Annotated in this window: 21 protein-coding genes; 13 read left to right on the top strand and 8 right to left on the bottom strand. The window is 47.9% G+C overall.

What is annotated here, in order from left to right:
• Nucleotides 1-13: 13 nt before the first annotated feature.
• Nucleotides 14-1,408, bottom strand: a complete 1,395-nt coding sequence (locus Dvar_RS36820) for a DUF444 family protein (protein ID WP_419658411.1) — start codon at nt 1,406-1,408, stop codon at nt 14-16.
• A gap of 40 nt (nt 1,409-1,448) precedes the next feature.
• Nucleotides 1,449-3,506 (bottom strand): serine protein kinase PrkA, encoded by a 2,058-nt coding sequence (locus Dvar_RS36815; RefSeq protein WP_419658409.1) that lies wholly within the window; start codon nt 3,504-3,506, stop codon nt 1,449-1,451.
• 607 nt (nt 3,507-4,113) lie between these two features.
• Here Dvar_RS36815 and recN point away from each other — a divergent pair.
• The 6 genes from recN (at nt 4,114) to Dvar_RS36785 (ending at nt 9,148) form a co-directional block, all read left to right on the top strand.
• Nucleotides 4,114-5,877: a DNA repair protein RecN gene (gene recN, locus Dvar_RS36810; RefSeq protein WP_419658408.1), complete on the top strand. Its 1,764-nt coding sequence runs from the start codon at nt 4,114-4,116 to the stop codon at nt 5,875-5,877.
• A 53-nt stretch (nt 5,878-5,930) separates the two neighbouring features.
• Nucleotides 5,931-6,179, top strand: a complete 249-nt coding sequence (locus tag Dvar_RS36805; RefSeq protein ID WP_419658407.1) for an FmdB family zinc ribbon protein — start codon at nt 5,931-5,933, stop codon at nt 6,177-6,179.
• Between the two features lie 48 nt (nt 6,180-6,227).
• Nucleotides 6,228-6,920: a transcriptional repressor gene (locus Dvar_RS36800; protein WP_419658406.1), complete on the top strand. Its 693-nt coding sequence runs from the start codon at nt 6,228-6,230 to the stop codon at nt 6,918-6,920.
• Between the two features lie 5 nt (nt 6,921-6,925).
• Nucleotides 6,926-7,363, top strand: a complete 438-nt coding sequence (locus tag Dvar_RS36795) for an SH3 domain-containing protein (protein WP_419658404.1) — start codon at nt 6,926-6,928, stop codon at nt 7,361-7,363.
• A gap of 109 nt (nt 7,364-7,472) precedes the next feature.
• On the top strand, nt 7,473-8,462 hold the full coding sequence (locus Dvar_RS36790) for an adenosine kinase (RefSeq protein WP_419658402.1): 990 nt from the start codon (nt 7,473-7,475) through the stop codon (nt 8,460-8,462).
• Nucleotides 8,462-9,148, top strand: coding sequence for a tetratricopeptide repeat protein (locus Dvar_RS36785; protein WP_419658400.1), 687 nt, complete (start codon nt 8,462-8,464; stop codon nt 9,146-9,148). The genes Dvar_RS36790 and Dvar_RS36785 overlap by 1 nt, the downstream gene beginning before the upstream one ends.
• Nucleotides 9,149-9,274: 126 nt before the next feature.
• Here the strand turns inward: Dvar_RS36785 and Dvar_RS36780 are convergent, their stop codons facing one another.
• Nucleotides 9,275-10,663, bottom strand: a complete 1,389-nt coding sequence (locus Dvar_RS36780; protein ID WP_419658398.1) for a sigma-54-dependent transcriptional regulator — start codon at nt 10,661-10,663, stop codon at nt 9,275-9,277.
• The gene (locus tag Dvar_RS36775) at nt 10,663-12,087 is read right to left on the bottom strand and encodes a sensor histidine kinase (RefSeq protein WP_419658396.1); all 1,425 of its coding nucleotides are present in this window, start codon (nt 12,085-12,087) and stop codon (nt 10,663-10,665) included. Before Dvar_RS36775 ends, Dvar_RS36780 begins: the two co-directional genes overlap by 1 nt.
• 650 nt (nt 12,088-12,737) lie before the next feature.
• Between Dvar_RS36775 and Dvar_RS36770 the strand changes: the two genes are divergently transcribed.
• From Dvar_RS36770 to Dvar_RS36740, 7 genes are all read left to right on the top strand, one after another.
• Nucleotides 12,738-12,935: a helix-turn-helix transcriptional regulator gene (locus tag Dvar_RS36770; protein WP_419658394.1), complete on the top strand. Its 198-nt coding sequence runs from the start codon at nt 12,738-12,740 to the stop codon at nt 12,933-12,935.
• A gap of 11 nt (nt 12,936-12,946) precedes the next feature.
• Nucleotides 12,947-14,005 carry a type IV pilus biogenesis protein PilM gene (gene pilM / locus Dvar_RS36765; RefSeq protein WP_419658393.1) on the top strand — a complete coding sequence of 353 codons (1,059 nt, stop codon included), beginning with the start codon at nt 12,947-12,949 and terminating at the stop codon, nt 14,003-14,005.
• A 74-nt stretch (nt 14,006-14,079) separates the two neighbouring features.
• Nucleotides 14,080-14,562, top strand: coding sequence for a PilN domain-containing protein (locus tag Dvar_RS36760; RefSeq protein ID WP_419658392.1), 483 nt, complete (start codon nt 14,080-14,082; stop codon nt 14,560-14,562).
• A 15-nt stretch (nt 14,563-14,577) separates the two neighbouring features.
• The gene (locus tag Dvar_RS36755) at nt 14,578-15,216 is read left to right on the top strand and encodes a type 4a pilus biogenesis protein PilO (protein ID WP_419658391.1); all 639 of its coding nucleotides are present in this window, start codon (nt 14,578-14,580) and stop codon (nt 15,214-15,216) included.
• 19 nt (nt 15,217-15,235) lie between these two features.
• A complete protein-coding gene (locus Dvar_RS36750; RefSeq protein ID WP_419658390.1) occupies nt 15,236-15,850 on the top strand; it encodes a pilus assembly protein PilP in 615 nt (204 codons plus the stop codon).
• A gap of 166 nt (nt 15,851-16,016) precedes the next feature.
• Entirely contained in the window at nt 16,017-18,266 is a 2,250-nt protein-coding gene (locus Dvar_RS36745) for a type IV pilus secretin PilQ (RefSeq protein ID WP_419658389.1), read from the top strand.
• Between the two features lie 70 nt (nt 18,267-18,336).
• The gene (locus Dvar_RS36740; RefSeq protein WP_419658387.1) at nt 18,337-20,430 is read left to right on the top strand and encodes an invasin domain 3-containing protein; all 2,094 of its coding nucleotides are present in this window, start codon (nt 18,337-18,339) and stop codon (nt 20,428-20,430) included.
• Between the two features lie 79 nt (nt 20,431-20,509).
• Here Dvar_RS36740 and Dvar_RS36735 read toward each other — a convergent pair whose 3' ends face one another.
• From Dvar_RS36735 to Dvar_RS36720, 4 genes are all read right to left on the bottom strand, one after another.
• Complete coding sequence (locus Dvar_RS36735) at nt 20,510-21,163, bottom strand: cupin domain-containing protein (protein ID WP_419658385.1); 654 nt, start codon at nt 21,161-21,163, stop codon at nt 20,510-20,512.
• A gap of 99 nt (nt 21,164-21,262) precedes the next feature.
• The gene (locus Dvar_RS36730; RefSeq protein ID WP_419658383.1) at nt 21,263-22,429 is read right to left on the bottom strand and encodes a pyruvate carboxyltransferase; all 1,167 of its coding nucleotides are present in this window, start codon (nt 22,427-22,429) and stop codon (nt 21,263-21,265) included.
• A 27-nt stretch (nt 22,430-22,456) separates the two neighbouring features.
• Nucleotides 22,457-23,239: an enoyl-CoA hydratase-related protein gene (locus Dvar_RS36725; RefSeq protein ID WP_419658382.1), complete on the bottom strand. Its 783-nt coding sequence runs from the start codon at nt 23,237-23,239 to the stop codon at nt 22,457-22,459.
• Nucleotides 23,240-23,270: 31 nt separating this feature from the next.
• Nucleotides 23,271-24,419 (bottom strand): acyl-CoA dehydrogenase family protein, encoded by a 1,149-nt coding sequence (locus tag Dvar_RS36720; protein ID WP_419658380.1) that lies wholly within the window; start codon nt 24,417-24,419, stop codon nt 23,271-23,273.
• Nucleotides 24,420-24,511: the final 92 nt, after the last annotated feature.

Below are 24,511 nucleotides of genomic sequence, written 5' to 3'. Positions count from 1 at the left end.
TAACCGTTTCGCCTCAGGAAATCAGTTTTTTAATCCCCTCTATCAGTCTGGGTTCATCGCTGCTTTCATTGATGACATCCAATCGGATATGTTTGGGGTGCTCTTTCAGAATGCCTGATTTTTTCAAGTAGCGTTCGACTTCTGTATTATTCTGGGAGGTGCTGGCATGCTCGGCGATGGTTACACCAATGCGGCTGGCATAGCCGATCATCTCTTTGATGGCCGGTAGGGCTTTTTTGCCTTCCGTGTCCCAGTCATCGCCATCGGTGCCATGAAATACATAGATATTGTAATCCGAGGCCAGATTTTCCTCTTTGACGATGCGGTTGACCATTTCAAAAGCGGAGAACACCTGGGTGCCGCCGGCCACTTTGGAGTTGTAGTAGGTATAAAAGTTTTCAACTTCCTTGGCCTCGGTGTCGTGCAGGATAAATCGGGATTCCACCTGGTTGGCGTACTGATAGAGCAGCCAGCTGTAAATCAATACGTGCTGGGTGACCACCAGCTCGGTCACCTTGCCGGACATGGAGCCCGAGTAATCCCGCAGGAAAAAGACCACGGCCTGGGATTCGAAATCTTTCTCTTTGGACAGGATGCGATATATCTTGTCCTTGGGAGAAATGATAAACGTGGAGGGGTCGATGTTGGTCACATCGGGAACATTGCCCAGGTGAATGTTGGTCTCCAAAATTTCACGCAGGGTCGCTTTTTTATCGAGTACCTGACCAAAACCGCGATTGCGATCGGTCATGTCGTAGGTATAGCGGGTCAGGGATCGTTTTTTGCCTTTTTCCTGGAGGTTGGGCAGTTCAAATTGTTCAGTGAGGATTTTACCCAGGTCATAGGCCGATGATTCCATTTCATGCTGGCCGCCTTCCCCTTGGCCCGGCCCGCCCTCACCGGACTGGTCAGGATCGCGTACCGGTTGTTCGCCGATGACTTCACCTTCTTCTCCATCACCGCTGCCGCCTTGCCCCTGGCCTTCTTCCTGCTCGGCAAAATTGGGATCATGAATAAACTTCTCTTCGACCGTGGTAGGGACAACCACCACTTTGCCTTTTCCGGCCTTGCCGGGTTTGATCATTTTGCCCACCCGGATTTTGCGTGGAAATCCATCTTTTTCCCGCTGACGGTCTTTTTCCAGAAGTTCATCGATGGAGCGAATATGGCTGACATACGAGCCTTTGGGCTGGCTCATGGCCTGCAGGGTCATCAGATCGTGATAATCATACAGGTTGAGCAGCCGAATCTCACCTTCATCCGTGGTGACGATGGCCATGTTGCCCGCCACCGCCGGCATGCCGTGCTGCCGGTCATCGCTGAGTTCCAGGAGCATTTTCTGCTCCTGCTCAGGCGTGAGTCCGGCCTTTTTCAGATCGCTATATAGTTTTTCGAGTTTAGGTTCCATGGCTTAAGTTCCATATTTGCAGACACTGTGGGCGTGCAGTTTAATTTTCGTCCTCTTGCGAACAGAAATATTCGATCGTTTTCTGCGCGCAAGTCTGACAATAGCCCAGCTTGTTGAGCATGGTGTCCACCATCCGATCGTAAAGTTTCTGGTTTTCTTCGTTGGTCCGGTTGGCCAGGGCCCCGATCAGGCTGCCGGCACCGGCAATGTCCGATTTCAGGCGCACGTCGGTGACCGCCTTGACCAGTTCCAGGTTGTCCATGAAATCGTAGTTGGGATCCACCGAGATTTTTTGACCATAGATCTTACGGATGGAGGTGCGAAAGGTTTCCCGCTGTTCCGCTGTTTTCAGCCCCAGGCGCTCTTCCACGCTTTTGATATAGCGTTCATCGATTTTCAGTGCCCGCAGTTCACCGGTTTGCGGGTCTTTGTATTTCCACATCTTGTCTGGCCCCAGGTTCTCGGCATCAATGCCGATGATCATGTTGACATAGTTCATCACGTCTTTGCGGATGGCCAGGGGTTCATCCATGTAGGCATTGAACATCTCGGTCATGATGCGTTCCCGGTAAAGCCCTTTGGCGGTTTTCAGGTCTTCCAGGTATTTGGCGCGATCGTTGGCTTCGGTCACATAGTCCAAAATGATGCGCTCCAGGGCCTTGAAAATGTCATAGGCAAACATGCACTTGCCTTCATTGGTCTCCGAGCTTTCAAAAAGCAGCTGGATGGCCCGCCCCAAATTGCGTTGCCCCAGCCCTTTCTGACCAAAGCGTTTGGTGATATCCGGGTTTTGATTGAGCGTATCAATGACTTCGGCCAGGGTTTTGATGCTTTTTTCACCGGCCACTTCACCGGCGGCCAGTTTCATGGTTTCTATGGGGGTCAGTTTTTCCGAGCGGGCCAGGCGGGTCAGCACCACGGCAACCGAGGCCGCGTAGTTGACGTTGGGATCCTGATGCAGATACTCGCGGTTGAGGGTCGTGCGGGTTTCATTGCCGATGGCATAGGTGGTCAGATCTTTTTGAAGCTTGTAGTTGGTGTTGTGGGACACATAGCAGATGCGGCAGCGGTCGACAATGGGGGCTTCTTCCTTTTCGGCCAGAAAGCGGTTGAATTCGGAGCTGTTGCTGGTGGCGATGATCAGCGTGTCAATGGGCCATTTGTACCCGTCAATTTCAATATTGCGGTTTTGGATCACCCCTAAATACACCTGAACCAAATCTTTTTTATTCTTGAAAATTTCATCGGAGAAATGAACCCCGCCACCGGCGACACGGGCCAGCGCACCGCGCCGCAGATCAAACCGGTAGGGATTGTTGGTTTCCGTGATGTGCATCAAGCGCTGGATGGACTCCTCTCCCAACAGATCCACCGCCGAACTCGTGATTTTGTCCTTGGCCGGGTATTTTCCGGTCACGGTACCCAGACTCTCGGTCATGGGGACCGGTATAATCTCCACAAAATCAAGCATTTGAGATAGGTCTCCGTTGGTAACGTTTCTGATATCGTTCCATATGAATGCCGAGCAGGCGCCCAATGGCCGATAATCCACCCAGAGTCTTTCCAACTCGTTATCGGAAAAGCCGATCTCTTCGGCTAAAAATTCACGGTTTTTATCTGAATTATCGTGAATGTTCATCCCCAATATCATGGGGTCTTCATAGGTTTGGGATTCAATGGCATTGATTTTGCCGTAACCACCGATTTTATCCAGACCAACGAAGCGGAAAGAATATTTACGATTGCCGTCAATAGACAAAAAGTTTCTGTATTTATTGCATATATAATCCACCAAAAAGGTCTTCCCATTGCCGGGCTCGCCGACCAGCACGAAGGCCATTTCTTTGGAGGACCCATTTTCTGCGGCATCCTTGACATAGGAAACAAAACTGTTGATTTCATCATACATGCCGATGATATGTTTTTTGCCTTCTCTGAAGATGCTGAAATCATAGGTCGTTTTTCCATTTACAACCACTTTTTGGATGTCGCTTTCAAGAATCATCCGGGCTACACCCTGAAAGGCGTTTTCGAAACAGCGTTTTCCCTCCTTGACTTCCAACAGGTGCTGGTGAAGCGCTGATGTGTTCTTTCCCATGGTTTCCCCCTAAATTTTAGATGACCGGCACAAAAAAGGTATAATCCGTTTCCAGGCATCACCTTGTTATCGCGTCGTAACAAGATCGTGATGAAGAGATTTCCCGCCGGGCTCCCGATCTGGTCGTCAATTCATTGCATCCGCGGATATTGCGTGGTCGACGACATTCGTCATTCATCCGGATGCGGGTAAGGTTCCATTTGACTTCAACGAAAGGTGCAGCTGGCAAGGATCGGTGCTGGGCGGCAGCCTACAATGCAAAAAGAATTTATGGTACAGACAAATCAGAATGAGAAATCCATTGCCATGAAATGAGTATAGCACTTGATGGTTAAACTTCAACCCGAAAAAAGGCAGCAATTCATCAGAAGGACGGCGCGGCTGACGACGGTGTCATTGCTATGGACAAATGATGCCGAGCGTGGCATGCCATTCTTGGTGGTGTTGGAAAATCTTATTTAGGCAAAACCTTTGTGTATATAAACGAATGTATGGCCGGTTGAAGCCGCTGTACAAAAAAATTGTTGAAATCACAGGTTATCCAAAATGACCCAGACCACCGGTGATAGACCGACGATAATGCTTGATTCCCCGGGTTGGCTTTTTTATGATGACGGCAATCTGTCAAACGATCCCCCGGCCGGAGAAAACCATGCTCAGAGAGTTGTTGATCAAGAATTTTGCCATTATTGATGACTTGAATATTCGTTTTGACGATGGATTAACTATTTTAAGCGGTGAAACCGGCGCCGGTAAATCCATTATTATCAACGCCGTGAATCTGTTATTAGGATCGCGGGCCAGTGCCAAAATGATTCGTGACGGCTGTGACAGTGCAGAGTTGTCCGCCTTTTTCGATGTTCCTAAAGACTCCGCCGCTGCCGCAATCATGAACCAAAACGGTTACGATCCCGATGAAGGCCTGCTGGTCCGGCGGGTGATCGCTGCCAATGACCGCCACCGCATTTACGTCAACGACCGCATGGCAACCATGCAGATGCTGTCTGCGGTCACATCCGGTCTGGCCAGTATTTCAAGTCAGCATGCGCATCAGGGACTGCTCAAAGAAAATTCCCATCTGACGATTTTGGATCAGTTTGGCGCGCTTTTGCCAATGGTTCGAAAAGTGTCTGATTTGTACGAGAAATTCGTGCCCATGCTGCAAACGCTCAAGGCGCTGATCGAAAAGAAAGAAAATCAAGACAAAGAAAAAGCGCTTTTCCAGTTCCAGCTCGATGAAATCAACGATGCCGACATCCAGCCGGGGGAAGACGAACAGCTGGAAAAAGATCGGCTTCGCCTAAAAAACGCCCAGAGCCTGCAATGGTCCATTCAAACGGCCATTGAAACCCTTCAGCGTGCCGATGGGGCCATTGTCGAGCAGCTGGGCGAAGTGCGCAAGAGCCTGGAGAAAGCCTCACAGCTGGACGATATGCTCTCGACAGCGGTAGACCGCCTTTCCGATCATTTATATGGCCTTGAAGATGTTACCCAGATGCTGCAAGACCGGCTGAACACAATGGATATGGAAGGGGATCGTCTTGAGTCGGTGGAGGCCCGGTTGGATCTGATCAATCGTTTAAAACGAAAATACGGCGGAACCCTGGAAACGCTTTTTCAAACCCGTGATGGGATCGACGCCCAGCTGAGGGCGATTGATCATCTGGATGACGATATCGAAACGCGCCGGGGGCAGATTAACGATTGCTATGACCAGATCGCGGATCTGGCCAGGCGGCTTTCCAAAAAGCGCAAGCATGTGGCTGCGGATTTCGCCCGCGCCGTAGAAACGGAATTGGGAAGTTTGAGGATGTCCGGAACCCATTTCGAGGTTCAATTTTCCTTATTACCATATGGCTCTTCCGATAGCGCCTGGCTGGGTGTGGATGGCAGCCAGTTATCGGCCACGGGCATTGATCAGGCGGTGTTTATGATCGCTCCCAATGTCGGGGAGCCCTTAAAGCCCCTTTCAGCGACGGCATCAGGCGGGGAATTATCGCGTGTGGTGTTGGCGTTAAAAGCCATTTTAGCGTCAACCGACATGGTGGGCACGGTCATTTTCGATGAGGTGGATGCCGGAATCGGTGGTGCCGTGGCCGATGTGGTGGGAAAAAAGCTGACGGCCTTGTCTAAAAAGCACCAGTTGATTTGCATTACCCACCTGCCTCAGATTGCCCGCTACGGTGATCATCATTATTATATTCAAAAGCAGGTCAAAAAAGGTCGGACGATCACCACGATCCGGCCCATGGACACTGAAGAGCGGATCAAGGAGATTGCCCGGATGTTGGGTGGCGAAAAAATAACCCCGACGGCCCTGGAACATGCTCGCAATTTGGTGGCCACACGAAGCCATGCTGCTGATACTTGACAATTTACGGATAATGTAAGAAAAAAGACCTTTTTATTTACAAGGAGACCAATATGCCCATTTTCGAATTCAAATGTGTAGATTGTGACCAATATATGGAAATTTTGGTCATGAACAAACAAGAAGAAATTGAAATGGTTTGTTCGCATTGCGGCTCGGGGAACCTGGAACGGATCCTTTCGACCACCAACCATGCCATTGCCGGCGGGGGGGGCGGGGCCTCGGCGAATTCCGGTGCGACGTCACAAACACGGACTTGCAGTTCGGGATCATGTACGACCTATACGATCCCTGGCCCCTGATTGGCGTTTGTTTCCACATCGATTGTATTGTCCAATCAAGGTCATTGCATGCCACATAAATTGCACAAACGGGAAAAAGAACAATTCAGCAAACTGTTTAAACAGGATCAGATCACAGACTTTGAAAATCGATTCGCCGTGATGGAAGCCTTCTTGCAAGTTGAAGGGCACATTTCATCTTCGCAGATGGTACAGCGGCTAAACGAATTGGGGTATCAACTGGAACCTGAATTTGTCCGTGACACGCTGAAATTGATGTGTCAATATGGTTTCGCCAGCAAGCAACAGTTCAATAATGGTGAAACACTATACGAGCACCTGCATCTTGGACAACACCATGACCATATGGTTTGCACCAAGTGCGGAAAAATCGTGGAGTTTGAAGATCCCCAGTTGGAACGGATCCAAATCCAAACTGCTGAGCGCCATGGTTTCCACTTGTTGCAGCATAAAATGGAAATGTATGGCATCTGTGCACAATGTATGGCCAAGCGCAAGGAACTGCTCAGGCTGTCCGAGGCCCCCAACGGTGAGCGGTTGATTATCGCCCGGATTGACGGTGGCCCCAGAGCGCGTGCCCGGTTAATGGCCATGGGGCTTCGTATTGGCGATGAAGTCGATGTTATTGTTAATTCCGGCCAGGGGCAACTGGTTATCGGTGTGGATTACAAGCGGATCGTGCTGGGTCGCGGATTGGCTGCAAAACTATTGGTTCAAGTGAAACCCAACGACGCAGAATGAATCCTATGTTTAAACGTGTTTATTTTTTTTTAGCAATCAGTCTGATTTTGAGTGGGCCTACTGCCGCATGGGCGGAACGACTCAGCGTCAACGTCGGGGTTGCCAATATCCGTACGGGACCTGATACCAAGGAAACCGTCATTTGGCAGGTGGAAAAATACCATCCATTGAATGTGACGCAGAGGCAGGGTGCGTGGTGTTTGTTCGAAGATTTTGAGGGTGACCGCGGCTGGATTGCCTGCTCACTGTTGGACGATACCCGAACGGTTATTGTAACAAAAGAAAAATGCAATGTCCGAACGGAACCAGACACAAATGCCGATGTCCGATTTACCGTTGACCGTGGCGTCCCTTTCAAAGTGTTGGGAGAACAAGGCCGGTGGATCCATATTGTTCATGCGGATGGCGATGACGGGTGGATTCATAATTCGCTGGTTTGGTAGATAGATACGATACAGTTTTGATTAAAAGATGTTTCCATAATTTAAGTCTTCAATTATGATCCACCAATGGCGATGACCCTTGATGGATAAAAGTTGGTAAGGAGTCAGTTTGAAATTTCAAAATGGTAAAAATCGGATCGCAGGACTTGGATCCGCGCTGGTGGATATTCTGGTTCATGAAAGCGATGATTTTATTCAGCGTGTCGGTGTTGAAAAGGGGGGGATGACCCTTGTGGATGTATCGGCACTGGAGGACATCTTATCCCAGGTTTCAACGGACACAACCACTGTCCCAGGTGGATCGGCATGCAATACCGCTGTGGGGGTTGGGCAATTGGGGGGCTTGTCACGCTTTGTGGGAAAACGCGGAGATGACGACCTTGGCCGATTTTTTGAGAATGCATTGGTACAGTGCGACGTCGACCCTCAGCTGATGATTTCGTCACTTCCTACCGGCCGGGTGCTGTCCATTATCACACCCGACGCGCAGCGCACCATGCTCACTTACCTGGGAGCGTCTGCGGATACCCAACCAGAGGAGATTACATCGGATTGTTTCGCTGACTGTGCGGTTGTCCATATCGAAGGCTATTTGCTGTTTAACCCTGATTTGATGCTGGCTTCCTTAAAAGCCGCCAAATCAGCCGGGGCACTGGTTTCTTTGGATCTAGCCAGCTTTACCGTGGTCGAGCAGTCTAAATCGGTTCTCGAGGATATTGTCCATGATTATGTCGATATTCTTATTGCCAATGAGGACGAAGCCTTGGCCTATACCGGTATTAAGGTTGAAGAAGAGGCGATCCAGCGATTATCCAGGTACGTGGACATCGCTGCTTTGAAAGTTGGTGCCAAAGGCAGCTACATCCAAAACAGTACCGGAATTTGTCGCATTGCCCCCTTGGGAAACGGTGCGGCGGTTGATACCACGGGTGCTGGTGATCTCTGGGCGTCCGGCTTTTTATACGGATTGGTTCAAGGCTTTACCCATGAGAAGAGTGGTGCATTGGCCTCAGCCTGTGGGTATGAAGTCTGTCAGGTGGTTGGTGCGGATATACCCGACGATGGATGGATGAGAATCAAACGCAATTTGGAGGCATAATGGCCAAAGGGGGCGTGTCAAGAAAACAACTGCTCAATGAGCCTGACAAGTTTATGACTTTCACAGGTAAATTGATTGCCTATGCAAAGTCCCATCTTAAAGTCATTTTGAGCTGCGCGGCCGTCATTTTTGTTTCGCTGATCATTATTGCAACGGTGAGCCAGGTTTCTCGCCGCAATGAAGTCAAGGCGTCGGAGCGTGTTGAAAAATTGGTGGCCAAATACAGTTCTGTTTTGCAAGATGAGGATGCCAAGGTGGCTTATGAGCAGGTGAAAAGCGATTTTAATGATCTTTTTGATGTTTACGGGTCGAAGCGTGCGGTCAAAATTGCCCGTATCGTTTATGGGGATATGAGCTATTCCGCCGGTGACGCCGACACCGCCATCGCTATGTACAGTCACGCCCTCGACGATTTCACCCAATCCCAAGGATTGAAAAATATTATTCTAAGCGGCTTGGGGTATGCTTATCTTTTGAAGAAAGAATACCCGCAATCAATTCGCTATTTTGAAATGATCACGGCTTCCGAAGAAAAAACGCTACGCAGCGACGCCCTTTTTAATTTGGCTTGGCTTTATGAAACCAACGGTGAAAAAGAGCGTAGCGTTGCCCAATATAAACAGATATTGGCTGACTTTCCTGACACATCGTATGGGGAACTCATTAAAGAAAAGATTGGGGGATAAGCCTTATTTGTGGGCACTGGCAGCCCAATTTTCTTTATCTTACGTCGGCTATAATTCTCCGCCTGCCTTGATTTTAGTCAAATAAACCTTCACGCAAGGACATCGGTGCTTACCATTTGTCATGGCCTACAGGCCATGGTGCTTTTTTTGAAACAATTTGTATTTCTTTATTTTTTGATTTAATCCACTTTTACCAATACCCAACATGTCCGCTGCATGTGTCTGGACATAATTGGCTTTCTTCAGGGCGCGGATGATCATGTTCTTTTCGACCAGGGCCAGCGTGTCATATAAATTGGCATCCACGGGGATACCGTCCATATGAAGGGTGCTATGGGCGTTATCAACAAAGTCTTTTGGAAGATCAGAGACTTGAATAATCGATTCAGGGCTCAGCACGACGGCCCGTTCAATCACATTTTCCAGTTCCCGAATGTTTCCCGGCCAATCGTATTCATAAAAAAGGCGTTCGACTTCTCGATCAATCCCGGTTATCGGTGCGCCCGTAGTTCGTTCATTACTGTATTTGTCGATGAAATGCTTGACCAGCGGTCGGATGTCCTCTAACCGGTCGCGAAGTGGGGGAAGGGTGATGGGCACAACATTAAGACGGTAAAACAGATCCTCTCTGAAATTACCTCCGGCCACCTCTTCCTTTAATGACTTATTGGTGGCCGCGATGAGGCGGATATTAACGGGAATAGGCTTAACCCCGCCAACCCTTTCGATCACTCTTTCCTGCAATACGCGTAGCAACTTTACCTGCAATCCGGCGGACAACTCTCCAATTTCATCCAAAAACAATGTTCCTTCGTCGGCAATTTCAAAGCGGCCCTTTTTCATGGATACCGCACCGGTAAACGCTCCTTTTTCATGACCGAATAATTCACTTTCCAAAAGGGTTTCTGCCAAAGCTGAGCAATTGACAGCAATAAACGGCTTGTCCTTGCGGGGGCTGTTAAAGTGAAGCGCATTGGCCACCAACTCTTTCCCGGTACCACTGGCCCCCTCGATCAAGACTGTTGCCGACGCCGGTGCAACTTTACGGATGGTTTGGAAAACATCCTGCATGGATTTGCTTTTGCCAATGATATTGTGGAAACTATAGCGGCTTTCCACGGCGTCTCTGAGGTGGCGGTTTTCTTTGACGACCCGATACATGGAAACGGCTTTGTTTACATACAAGACGAGTTGTTCATTATCGAAGGGTTTGAGAATATAGTTGTAAGCCCCCTTTTGCATGGCCTCCACGGCTTTTTCGACCGTTCCGTGAGCGGTCATCATAATGACGGGAAGGTCGGCATCCGCTTTTTTTATATGCTCGAGTAATTCGATACCGTCCATGGATGGCATTTTCATGTCCGTCAATACCAGATCCACATCAGAATCAGACAAAATGCGAATGGCTTCAGGACCGCTGTTGGCCGTCAACGTTTCGAATCCGACATCCTCAAGCACGGCTGCGAGAATCAGTGTATAGTTTAGCTCATCATCCACAATCAAAATGGTTTCCATTACGACGTCTCCTGGTTTAACGGGAATTGGACTAAAACCCGGGCACCTTTTTCCCGGCGATTTTCAAGGTGAATCATTCCATCATGCGCTTCAATAATATTACGTACAATTCCCAGGCCTAACCCTGTCCCCTTTTCTTTAGTGGTAAAAAAAGGATCCCATATTTTTTCCATAACAGATGGAGAAATTCCCTCTCCTAAATCTTCGATCGTGACACACAACAACCGGTCTTTATTTTTAATCGTTACATCAATCAGCCCCCCTTCGGGCATGGATTGCATCGCATTGATCAACAAGTTCAAAAACGCCTGATACAGCATGTCTGCATCGCCCCTGATTACCGGCGTATCCGCACTAAAATCAGTTCGAATGACATAACCGTTTTCCTTGAGCTGTTGATCCAGGAAATGGATATTTTTTGCGATTACCTCATCAATCCGGCAAGGATTTTGGTTCGGGGCTTTGGGCCGCGCGTAGTCTAAAAAATCGGTGATGATATCATTCAACCGATGCGACTCAGCCACGATGATATCGGCGATGGCATTTAAAGGTCCCTCTGGATTCATTTTTTTCTTTAATAATTCTGCAGAACTACTGATAATTCCCAATGGATTTCGAATCTCATGGGAAACACCGGCCACCATTTCTCCCAATGATGACAGATGTTTGGCTTTTGATAGCTGATCTTTGAGCCGGATCCGTTCAACAGCCCGCTTTTCGATGATACTTTCTCCCCGTTTCACGACGAAAATCAATATCAGCAGCAAAATGCTCATTACAAAACTAATGGTACATATCACAACAACTTGAAATTTGAATATTTTTCTGTATTCCTGATACAGGTTTTGCCTGATTTCGACGACCCCCAATACAGGCCCCGAGATGGGCGAAAGTGGCTTTTCCGCTCGCAGTGGGGCAAAGGTAACAATACTGATCTCTTTGGGAATACCTAACAAAATTTCCCAGAATGTACCGTTTTGAACCAATTTGGAAGATGCTTTGCCTTCCAGGGCATTTTTATAGAAAGTCCCTCCAGCGTTTTGCATACCAACCAGCTCTTTGGAAAAGCTATAGGCGATGATGTCGTCTTTACTGTAGATGTTGACCATTTCAATCTTAAAGCTGTGCAGGGTGCTACGAACAACACTATCCATTCTTTCGAATTGTTCCTGGTTGCTCAATTCGATTTTCCCATATTTTAACCCCACTGGAAGGATGAATTGCAAAAATACCTGATGGTTTAGGTTCTCGATCAGCAAAAGCGCATAGTCTTCGCTTTTTTCGTATTGCATTGATCGGACCCAATGGGTGCTGAGCACGGAAAGAATAATGGTTCCAATAAAAATCACAATCAAACTGGAAAAAGTAAAATATTTTACCAGGCGAAATGGTTTAGCACGCTCTGTCAGTGTGGACGGTTCCATAAATCCGTGGCCCTCATACATCGAGATCGATCGATGGCTCAGGCCTGATGACGTCAAGGTCCGTGATTTGATCAGGCCAGGAGATGTTTTGGATCTTTTTTTATTGAGAAGTTAATATCACACTAAAGTTTTGGACATTAATGCCGAATTTGAAATTGTACCTCCAATAATAACCGTATTGCCATGTAAAACAACAGGTGCTGCATGTCAATGTGCGGTGACCGAAATGTATCACAAATCGTTAAACGGGATCGTTAACAGGCAAATTAATAGTATACCATGAGAATGAAGTATTTAATCATTGAATTAACGTTCCAATCCATCGGCAGTTCACACGCCATTATGGAATTGCCAAAAATAACGAAGAAAAATGATACATTCGCTTCATGTCTAATGTCTAAATAAAAATTAAAAATACAGCCATGTCACAAGATAAAGGTTATGAAATTTTATAGCACCACAATATAGCTTAAATAGATAGAATTATATATAAAAGTTATTTAATTTTACTTGACAACATATAATTTTGGGTTTTGAATCATCATAAGAAGGTGACAACTATTTGCAACTTTTAATGAAATGCTTGATTGGTGTAGACAAGCGAAGATGGCAATTATTTTAAAATGATTGCCATAAAGACGATGGTTCAAATGGCGAAGAATTCTTTAAAAAAAATCAGAGAATCCCTTTTGATGAGTAAATCGGAGCTAGCCAGAGAAGCGAATGTATCGCCGATTACGATTTCGCGGATTGAAGAGGGAAAACCGTGCCGGTTGGAAACAAAAAGAAAAATTTTGCTTGCACTGGGATATAGCCTTTCAGACAGTAAAAAAATTTTTAGTGAATAGAAGAGCAAACCATGTTTTTTGGAAAAAAAGACCGACTTATTGGCCTGGACATTGGATCAAGATCCATTAAAGCGGCTCAGATCGCAGAAACCAAAAAAGGGTATGCGCTTGGACGCTTTGGCATCGTTGATATTCCCCCTGGTCTCATCGAAGATGGTGCCATAAAAGATGCAGAGCAGATAGCGGGAATGATCCGTGGCCTTTTTAAAGATTACGGTATAAAAGGCCAAAATGTTGCCATGTCGGTTGGCGGATACTCGGTCATCGTTAAAAAAATAAATGTCCAATCCATGTCGGAAGAACAGCTTCAGGAGACAATCAGTTTTGAAGCGGAACAATACATCCCATTTGACATATCAGATGTAAATCTTGATTTCCAAATTTTGGGAGAAAATATAAACAATCCCAACCAAATGAACGTTTTGCTGGTTGCCGCAAAAAAAGAGATGGTTAATGATTATGTAAACCTTGCCCAAATGGCTGGATTGAATCCCTGCATTGTCGATGTTGATGCGTTTGCACTCCAAAATATTTATGAACTTAATCATTCTCCTGAAGATGGTGAGAATATTGCGTTGATCGATATTGGTGCAAGCAAAACATCGCTTAATATACTAAAAGGTAAAACATCTGTTTTTATGCGGGATGTTTCTCTTGGATGTGGCCAGATCAATCAGAAGATCGCTTCGTTGATTGACTGCTCGATTATTGAAGCAGAACAAATAAAATTTGGTGGTCAATCAGATAAAATAACCAGTGGCGATTTATCCGACATCATTTCATCAGTTGTTTCAGATTGGTGTACGGAGATCAGGCGAGCTCTTGATTTTTTCTATTCAACGTATCCTGATGATCAAATAAAGAAAATAGTGTTGAGTGGTGGTGGTGGTAATATTAAGGAACTCAGACAGTTGTTGTCTGTTGAAACATCTGCCGAAGTGACCACCATTAATCCATTTGAGATGTTCTCCATAGATGAAAACCGGTTTGATGTGGAGTTTTTAAAACGAATCGCTCCCCAGGCTTCGATTAGCATGGGGTTGGCAACAAGAAAAGTTGACGATAAATGATACGCATAAATTTACTCCCATTTCGAGCAGCACGAAAGAAAGAGAACATAAGGCGGCAGGTATCCATATTTTTCTTGTCGCTTGTATTGGTGACCATTGCCGCCTTATGGTTTAACTGGCTGTTGTCCAGTAAAATAGAAACATTGGATAAACGGATTAAAGATACCAAGGCACAGGTAGAAAAGTACAACAAGATCAATAAAGAAATTGCCGAAATAAAAAAGAAGTTGGACGTGCTGAATAAAAAGATTGATGTGATTCAGTCACTGGATTTGACGCGAAAAGCACCGGTTGAACTGCTTGATGATATGTCGAAACTCGTGGTCGATAAGCAAATGTGGCTGATTGAGCTGTCCGAAAAATCAGATGGTGTGAAAATTGTTGGAATTGCTTTAGACAATCCGACGATTGCAGAATACATGACTCGCATCGAGACATCGAAAAAGTATATTGATGTCAAGCTCAAGTCAATCAATCAGGATAATAGTATCAAAGGGCTTCAGCTCAAACGTTTTGAAATTAGTTTCAAAAAAGCAACCCCCGACAAAACAACCTAAACAGGTATACAGGAAATGAAAAAGAATAAAGCGGTTGCGATCGAAAAAGCTTCCCCGGTTTTTGAAAAGCTTGAGCAACTTTCAAAAATACAGCGCATCGCCATTTGGGCCGGAGTAATGGTTTTACTCATCGCTGGCTTTGTTTATTTCGCATACGTTCCGAAATATACGAAAATAGACAGGTTGAATACAAATTTAAAAAAAGTTGAGAAGGAACTCCAGGTTGCCAAAAAAAATGCGCGTCAACTCAATGAATACAGAAAAAAGATGCAGGATGCCGAAGAACAATTCAAAATTGTAATGCGCGCCCTTCCGGAAAAAGAGGAAATCCCGACGTTGCTTACCGGAATATCAAAGGCTGGCAAAGATTCTGGTTTAAATTTTGTATTATTTCAACCCAAGCCTGATGTTGAAAAGGAATTTTATGCTGAAATTCCGGTCGCGATGAAGGTGAGCGGAGACTATCATGGTGTGGCCACCTTTTTCGAAAGTGTGGCGGGTTTGAATCGAATCGTAAACATCAGAGACATTACGATAACGCCTGACAAGGACAGTAGTAATCTCAGCACCACCTGTACGGCGGTAACATATAAGTTCATTGAACCCTCCAAAAAACCGGAAAAAAAGTCTAGAGCCAGGTCTAGACGAAAATAAAATCAATAGAGGCATGCGAATGCAATATAGATATTTTCATGGAATTGTAGCGCTTACTTTGCTTGCCACGTCTTTGCTTTGGAGCTGTGGTGACCAACCCACAGAAAAATCCAAGCCTCTCGTCGTCAGCCAAAAGATCTCGGATAAAGACAAACCGAAACCGAAACCGGAAGCTGTGGCGGATACCAAACAAGAAGAAGCTCTTGCAAAGGATATCGCCGATACAGAGGCTGCTGAAGAGGTAATCGCCTCAAAGCGAATATACGATCCTGCGAACCGCTTAAATCCGTTCATTCCTTTGTTTAAGCCCGACCAGGAGAAAAATTCAGCTGCATTACCGAATACCTCCAAAAGAAAAAAACGAGTGCCACAGACACCGCTGGAAAGAATAAGCCTTGAACAACTCCATCTCAGAGCGGTTATCCGTGCACCCTCCGGGAATAGGGCGCTTGTCGAGGACAATAGCGGCAAAGGATATATCATTAAAAATGGGACCTATATCGGTCTGAATTCAGGGATTGTCACCCAGATCAATGCCGAAAGTATCGTCATTGAAGAAGAAATAGAAAACTTAATGGGTGAACTGGTTCTTCAGAATACCGAGATAAAACTTCAGAAAAAAACTGGAGAGTAATATGTGCATTTTCAGGATCACACGTTTAGGGAGATCGGTACACGCCTTTTGCTTTGGATTGGCCGTTACTATCTTGCTCATAGGCTGTGCAACACAAAATTCAGTAAAACAGACAGGCGCTGCTGATGTTGATCCTTCCTCATCTTTGGAAATCATTTCTGTTGGCTTGTCAGAAACAATCGATGCAGTCAATGTAAGAATTAGCGGTTCCATGCCGCTTACTTATACGTCGGTCAAGCAGCCGGTGCCACTTGGTGTGGTCCTTTATTTCCCCAACACCCGGTTAGCCCTTGACGATACCAATCTGCCAGTCGGGATTCCACCGGTTACTGAGATTCACGCGGACCAGGTTGATTCGGCCAGCAATACTTCAAGAGTCGAGATCAATCTGGCGTCTGATGTCGCGTATAATGTAATTCAAGATGGCAATGCGCTTAAACTTCAGTTTGCCAAACCCAGTTTGGTGAAAGACCAAAGCGAGGACGTTTCTGCGGCCCTGGCCGAGGCTGATGCACCTGTTCCGGCGGAGAATAATCCGCAGCCTGTCCAACAATCTCAAAATGAAAAAGGGGTCGTTAGGCCGTCTGATGTATATCAGGGCACGGGACGCCCAGTTGGGATCGAAAACCAGATATGGGTCAATCGAATTGACTTTCTCGGTGAGCCCGGCGGGCGGTCGACCTTATCTATTGAAACAACGGAAAAGGTTGATTTCGATATCCGAAAGGTATCAGACACAATGCTGGAATTGCGGTTGCTAAATACGAATATTGCTGAATTTAGGCAGCGTCCCCTAATCACTACCCGATTCCAAAGTGCGGTAAACCGCATCATGCCGGTTCAACTACCGACAATGAAAGATTTTTCACTGTTCTCCATCGAGTTGCGCGAACCAGTGGCTTACTATACCGAGCAGGTCGAAGGACTCCTTTTGATTCACTTTGATGCGTCATCGATTCCACCCGCGCCAGCCGATGAGACTAATCTGCCAGCATGGAAAAGGGCGCTCGAGGAAGCCATCGGCCCGGTTGATGTTGCATCACTTGCCTCCGCCGAGAATCTGACTGGCGATACTGAAAAAATAGAAACGCCAGGTTCGCCTGGGCAACTCCAGGATGCTGACACCGCTGAGAAGGTCTATGACGTTGATGAGGCCATGGTGTTAAAGAAAAAGACCAAAAAGTTTACCGGTGAAAAAATCGCCCTGGATTTCTTTCAGACAGATATCAAAAATGTATTTAGGATTCTGCGTGAGGTCAGTGGAAAAAACTTTGCCATCGATAAGGACGTCAGCGGCAAAGTGACCTTGACGTTGGAAAAGCCGGTTCCCTGGGACCAGGTGTTGGATTTGGTGTTGCGCATGAATCAATTGGGCATGATTGTCGAAGGTGACATCTATCGAATTGCCACCCTGGCCACACTGAAAAAGGAGAATGATCTGAGAAAAGCCCAGATTGCCGCCCTTCAAAAAGAAAAAGAACAAATTAAAGCTCTCGAACCATTGGAAACGCGTTACATTCCAATCAGTTATTCGGATGCCAAGACGGAAATCCTTCCTCATATCGAAAATATTCTTACCAAAGATAGAGGAACTGCGACGGTGGATGAAAAGAACAATCAAGTGATCATTACCGATACCGCAGACAAGGTCGGTCAGGCAAGCGAAATCGCCATGCTGATTGATAAGGTGACCGCTCAGGTGATTATTGAGGCCCGTGTGGTGGAAGTCGAAGAAAACTTTACCAAAGAGATCGGTATCAATTGGTCGGGAAGTATCGGGCCGGTAAATATGAACGAGCATGGAACCGAATATACAAATAATATTGCCATGAACTATGCTGCCGCCAATACGACCAACGGCTTTGAACTGATTTACGATAAAATTGCCGGGACACCGTTTTATCTTGACGCCAAACTGACTGCCATAGAAGCCAATGGAAATGGAAAAATTCTATCAGCGCCCAAGATTGTCACGCTCAACAACAAAAAAGCGATGATCAGCCAGGGGTCGGAAGTCGGATATCTTGAAAGGGATTCAGCGGGTGGATCATCCGTGAAATTCAAGAAGGTCGATCTGAAGCTTGAAGTGACGCCTCACGTGACGCCCGACAATCGCATTTCCATGACGATCTTTATTACCAAAAACGATGTTACTGATTATGTCGACGGCGTACCGATTATTTCCACCAACGAGGCCACAACCGAGCTGCTGGTCAATGATGGGGATACCGTGGTGATCGGTGGTATTATCAAAAATTCTGAAACCAAAGAAAAAACGGCTTTCCCTGGACTTTACAAGATTCCGGTTTTGGGCTGGTTGTTTCAAAACAATCTGGATGAAACAGAGAAAAAGGAACTGCTCATTTTCATGAATCCCAAGATCGTCCAGTTGGAACAACGCCAATATGTTAACTAAACAATTCTTTGGGTACCTGAAAAGAATACCGTCATTAGCTATAAATGGGGCCATATCCGGAGGAATTTAAATGAAATACCGTTTTGAGATACCGTCAATGAAAATAGTTTTCGTTTTTACATTGATGCTGCTTTTTGTCATAGGTTGTTCTTCCGGTGCCGATGATGATGAAGGAGACGGAACTATAGTCGATCCGGAAGATGTCAATATAACCGAAATATACGTCGAAGCCGATCCGAGCTCAATCAACGTATCGGAAACAAGTGCAGTCACCGCCACGGTTTACGATTCAAGCGGCAGTCCCATATCAGGTGTTCAAGTTCAATTCTACCTTGATTTGCCATCATTGGCTTCAATTTCACCGAGTCTTGTCACAACAGATGCAAACGGCGTCGCTCGTGCAACATTGACCGCCCGCGATAACCAGGGGAACGTAGTGATCACCGCCACCAGCGGAGACGTGACCAGCAATGAAGCATCGCTGGGCATCCTTTCGGGGGTCTCACCCGATACGATCAATGTGACGGCAACCCCAAGTACCATATTGATCCGCGGAACCTCAAATATTGAGGCTACAGTGGTTGACGAAACCGGCGCTTTTATTGCGGATGGTACGGCGGTGTCTTTTACTGTTTCCAATTCTAACTTTGGCACCATGTCAGCAGACCTGGCAACCACTTCCGGTGGAACGGCCTCTGCAACCTTCACCGCTCTCGAGCAGCCAGGCACTGCTACCGTTGAAGTATCGGTTGGCGCCATTAACAACAGCGTTGATATCCTGATCAATGCCACCGAGCCGGCTGCCCTGCAATTCGTTTCCGCTGATCCCCAGCGGATTGCGCTCCAGGGATCCGGTGGAAACGAAAGCTCGGATGTAACATTTAAAGTGGTTGATGGTAATGGCGAGGCTGTCCAGGGTGTGAGCGTGGCCGTGAATATCGAAAAAGGGCCAAACGGCGGAGAATATATCGACGACGATGCAACACCCAAAGAAATTGTCATATCTTCTGATGCCGATGGGCTTGCCCTTGTGACCCTTCGAAGCGGAACGATACCCGGCGCGGTGACCCTCAAAGGGGCCATCACCGTGGACGGCGTGACTTTCTCGACCAACGCCTCGGTGGTTTCCATCGGTGGTGGGGTGCCAACCTCGTCGCGGTTTTCCATTTCCGCAGATCCACGCAATATCCCTGGGTTGGATTTAAATGGCGTGACCACCGATATCACGGCCTGGATGTCCGATCGCTACGGTAACTACAACATTTTGTCGGGAACAACGGTTTCCTTCTGGTCGGAAACAGCGCTGTCCGTTGACGCGTCGGAAGCCACGGTGGATGAGGACGGGACCGCCACGGTCAGTGCCCGGACGCAGCATCCGGTTCTTGCATCCAGCACCGGTGGACTGAATGTCGAACCATTGCAGTGGGAGCTTAATCTTGCGTCCTATTTGCTGACAACTTACAATTTTACTTCTCCCAGTCTACCCAATGCAACACATCCACGGGATGGTCAGGTTTCCATACTGGCCATTACCCAGGGAGAGGAATATTTCCGTGATGATAATGCCAATGGTATTTACGATACTGGCGAGGATTATGATGACACCCACGATGATCCCTTCATCGATGTCAACGATAATGACACGCACGATGACGGAAGCGGCGTTGATCCCTTTGAAGAGTATTCCGACAGCAATGTCAATCCAGGCTGGGACAGCTATAACGGTGTTTGGGACAGCCAGAAAGATATTTTCAGCAGTAACAGGCTCCTGATCACAGGAGAGCCGATTATTACCTATGTGCCGACAATCCCCGGTTTTTCTATCGCTAATGCCGGAAGTCAATCGTTTACGTTTATCGTTTGTGACCGCAACCTGAACTACATTAGCGCGGGTAGTACGATATCGGTGGCGGCCGAAGGTGGGGGAAAAGTCAGGATTAATTCAGGCCTGACAGAACCTCCGGATTACAGCTTCGTAGCAGGCGAAAAAGACAATCTTGCCGATGCCACGGCCTTAGCGCTGCATTTGGGCCGAATCGAATATACGGCCACCATTTCCGACGATGCAGCCGATGAAACAAAGCTTAGGAATGTTACCATTGTCATCACGGTCAGTTGGGAGGGCGGTACCTATGAGACTGCGTTCTCCGGTCAAATCTACTAATTCCACTGATTCTCGGTGTTAAGGGATACAAAAATGGCTGCCGGATAACCGGCAGCCATTTCTGTCTCCAGCCTTCCCATCATCCCTCGTAAAGCACCGCCAGAATGGTTGCCGTTCCAATGGCCGCAGCGATCAGATGCGGTGTGGTTGACAAGTAATAGGCGCTGTCTCCGGGTGAAAGCTCAAAATGATCGTCACCAATATCCAGGGAGACGCTGCCCTCCAGCACATAGATAAACTCTTCCCCATCGTGGATTGAACGATCCGCATCCGAGGCGGCCTCCTCCAGTTCGACAATCAAGGATTCCATGTGTCTGCCTTTTACTTCCGGAGCCAGACTTTTGTAAGTGTACGCTTGTTTTTTACCTTTCTGTGATGTCGAGCGATGCACGATTTTCTGATCGCTTTTGCGGGTGATCGCGTAAAGCTGCTCGCCAACGCCTGACACCAGCCGGCCAAAGGCACTGTCCAGGGCCTTGGAAAGCTTGATGGCCGTTCCCAGTTGGGGTTGGACCTCACAGTTCTCGATGCTTGCCAAAAGGTCAACGTCAAAACCGGTCAGGTTGGACAGCTCATCCAGTGAAATACCTTTGGCTTGGCGAATGGTTTTAATTCGTTGGCCGATATCCGCCTCGCTGCCTTCGGCCTGGCTGCACGTATCAGGGGTGATGTCTCCGGTCAGGTCCTCGAAATAATCCACATTGATGTGGGGTTTCTTTTCGCCTGTTTCCATAACAATGCTCCTGGCTTGGGATTTTATCCCTTGATTACGGTTGTTTTAAATTCAAAGCGTGGGTAATTTCGCATACCGGTTCCATAGCATATAAATCAATCAGGGGCGATACTGTTCAGGAAGGACCGCCTTTTCTCTCCATTCGGCGGGCAGATTCTGCCCCGGCTTTTCACCGAACTTTTCCTTGAGCGTCTTCAATCCCGGTCGGGCAAATTTGGGATGGCCCTTCTTGAGGGTACGGCCGTTGATCACCGCTTCACTCCTTAGGCGTTGGCCAACGGTGCGTTCAAGCTGGCGGCCCAGCCACAGCACACGATCCACGTTGTACCCGTGATCGATACCCATCTCGTCAATTTGGACCAGCATATCTTCAAGGCAGGTCAAGCCCACATAACGGGGGTCTTCATAGTAGTACTCACCGGTTCCCGGTACCGGGCAGTCATCCAAAAAATTGGCTGGCTGTCCACCCAATCCACCTAGGGTGCCTTCGAAGTGGCAGATGCCGGCCTGCAGGGCGGCCAGCACGGAAGCCGACGCAATGCGTTTGGTTTCATGAAAATGAGCGATATGCACCGACGTATCGGGAATTTCGTCGAGAATCATGGAAAAATAGCGGTACACCTCGGGTGCCGATGCGCTGCCGTCGTGGTCGGCATGCTCGATGTCGGTGGCGCCGATTTCAAGCCAGCGCTTGGTGAACTCAACGGCATCTTTAAGCTCGGTTGCCCCGGCAATGGGACTGCCCCAAATGGTACTGACCGTGCCGCACATCTTCAATCCGGCATCCCGGCATTTTTTGATGGCGCGTTCGCATTCTCTCCAGTAGTCGGGTAATGTGGTGCCAGAGTTGGCAAAATGATGCTCTTCTTCGGTGGAGACCATCATCAAACAGCGGTCCGGGCCAACCCCTTGCCCGGCCAAGGCAATGGCGCGGTCCACGGCTGATTCGCGGATGGTTACGGCGGTGATGGTCAGATCATCCGGATTGACCCCTTTTTTAATGCAGCGCTTACGGAAACGCTCACTGCGCAGGTGGGCCAGGATCGCTTCTGCATCCGAAAACTGAGGCATCAGATAGGCGTTGCCCAGGTTGGTTACCTCGATGTTTTGGCAACCGGCAAAAATCATCTCTTCGGCGTAAAAAATTTTGGCGCGTGTGGAGATAAATTTTTCAAGGTGCTGAAAGCCGTCCCTGACGGTAATATCGCCAAGGGTTACTTTTTTGGGCATCCGCGGAAAGATTTTCCAATAGTCGTATTCAGTCATGATTCCTCCTGTTGGGGTGCATTTGAACTATTGTCCTTTGAATACGGGATTCCGTTTCTCCCTGAAAGCAGCCAGACCTTCGAGCCGATCCTCGGTGGGGATGCAGACCCAGTAGGCATTGGATTCAATGGACAGCCCAGTGGAAAGGTCGGTTTCCATGCCGTAATTGATGGCATATTTGGCCTGTTCGATGGCGATGGGAGCATTTTCACATATTTTTGCAGCCAGTTGTCGACAGGTCTCCAACAGTGTGCCCGCTGCGCACACACGATTGACCAGTCCAATGGACAGGGCTTCGTCCGCATTGATTCGCTTGGCTGTGAAAATCATTTCTTTGGCATGGCCCTTACCCACCAGACGCGGAAGACGTTGCGTGCCGCCGGCACCGGGGATCACTGCCAGCCTTGTTTCGGTGAGGCCCATACTTGCCGTTTGCGAAGCAATGCGGATGTCTGATGCCAGCGCCAGTTCGGTACCGCCTCCTAAAGCGATGCCGTTGATTGCCGTAATAACCGGCTTGTTGAGCTGTTCAACGGCGGTAAACAGGTTGCGAATCGTGAATACGTATTCCTTGACCTGCATGGGCGTATAAGAGCGGCGCTCTTTCAGATCCGCACCCGTACAAAAGGCACGCTCACCCGCGCCGGTAATGATGACCACTCTGATGCTCGGATCGAAGCGAATTTCGGCGATTTTGGCTTCCATGGCGTGCAACAACGCCCAGTTGAAAGAATTCATCACCTCGGGTCGGTTCAAGGTGATGACCATTACGCCATCCTTCTGCTCGGTAAGCAAAATAGAATCGTTCATCCCATCCTCCTTGAATGATAGTGGGGCAAGTTCAGCAACCGATGTGCCGGGAGATGACAATTCGCTGAACTTCGGAGGTCCCTTCTCCGATGTCCAGCAGCTTTTGGTCGCGGTAGAACCGTTCCACGTCATACTCCTTCATCAATCCATAGCCCCCATGAATCTGGACGGCATGATTGGCCACCCGGCCCATGAGTTCGGAACAGTAAAGTTTGGCCATGGCGGCCTCTTTCTCAAAAGGCCTGTGTTGGTTCCTAAGCCAGCAGGCTTTATAAAGCAGGTTGCGAGCGCATTCGATTTCCATGGCACAATCCGCCAGTTTGAACGCCACGGCCTGAAATTTGGAGATCGGCTGGCCAAACTGCTCCCGCTGCTGAGCATATTTAAGGGCAATATCATAGGCGCCCTGAGCCCCCCCCAGGCCCATGGCACCGATGGAAAGCCGGCCGCCGTCAAGCGTTTTCAACATCTGATGAAAACCATCGCCCTGCTTACCCAAAATGTTTTTTGCCGGAACGCGAACATCATCAAAATAAAGCTCGGCGGTGTTGGAGGACCGCCACATCATTTTCTTTTTCATGGGCACGGCTTTGAATCCGTTGGTCCCGCTTTCAACGATAAAACAGGTGTATTCGGGCTTTCCGCTTGGGCGCGTGCCGGTGATAGCCTGAACCGTTACGCCCAGCGTCATTTCACTGGCCGCATTGGTGATAAAGATTTTGGAACCGTTGATCACCCAGGCATTTCCATCGCGAACGGCTGTGGTTTTCGATCCACCGGCATCGGACCCGGCAGTCGGCTCGGTCAGTCCGAATCCCCACAGTGCTTCACCGCGACACAATTTGGGCAGGTAGCGTTTTTTTTGTTCCTCACTGCCGAAATAATAAAGCGGGCCGATGCCTAATGAATTGCCTGCCGCGATAGTGGCGGCCTGGGATCCATCTACTCTGGCAATTTCTTCAACAGCGATGATATAGGAGATATAGTCCATGGCTTGTCCCTCATACGCTTCGGAAACAAACATGCCGAACAGCCCAATCTCTCCCATTTTTTGTGTGAGTTCGCAGGAGAATTGCTCATTCTCGTCCAGTTCGAGGGCCACTGGTGCGATCTCGCTTTGGGCGAACCTGCGGACCTCTTTGCGGATCATTTCCTGCTCTTTGGTTAAGTCAAAGTCCACGAAGACCTCCTTTCCGCGCCATTTTGGCTGGCAGCGCGATGTTTTCATGACGCATTGCCGGCCTTTTTTAAAACGTCGTTGAAGATAGAGAA

The organism is Desulfosarcina variabilis str. Montpellier (assembly GCF_048565275.1).
GTDB classification, from domain to species: domain Bacteria; phylum Desulfobacterota; class Desulfobacteria; order Desulfobacterales; family Desulfosarcinaceae; genus Desulfosarcina; species Desulfosarcina variabilis.
Note: the sequence above shows the minus strand (reverse complement) of the source record. Positions and strands in the feature narration are given on the sequence as shown.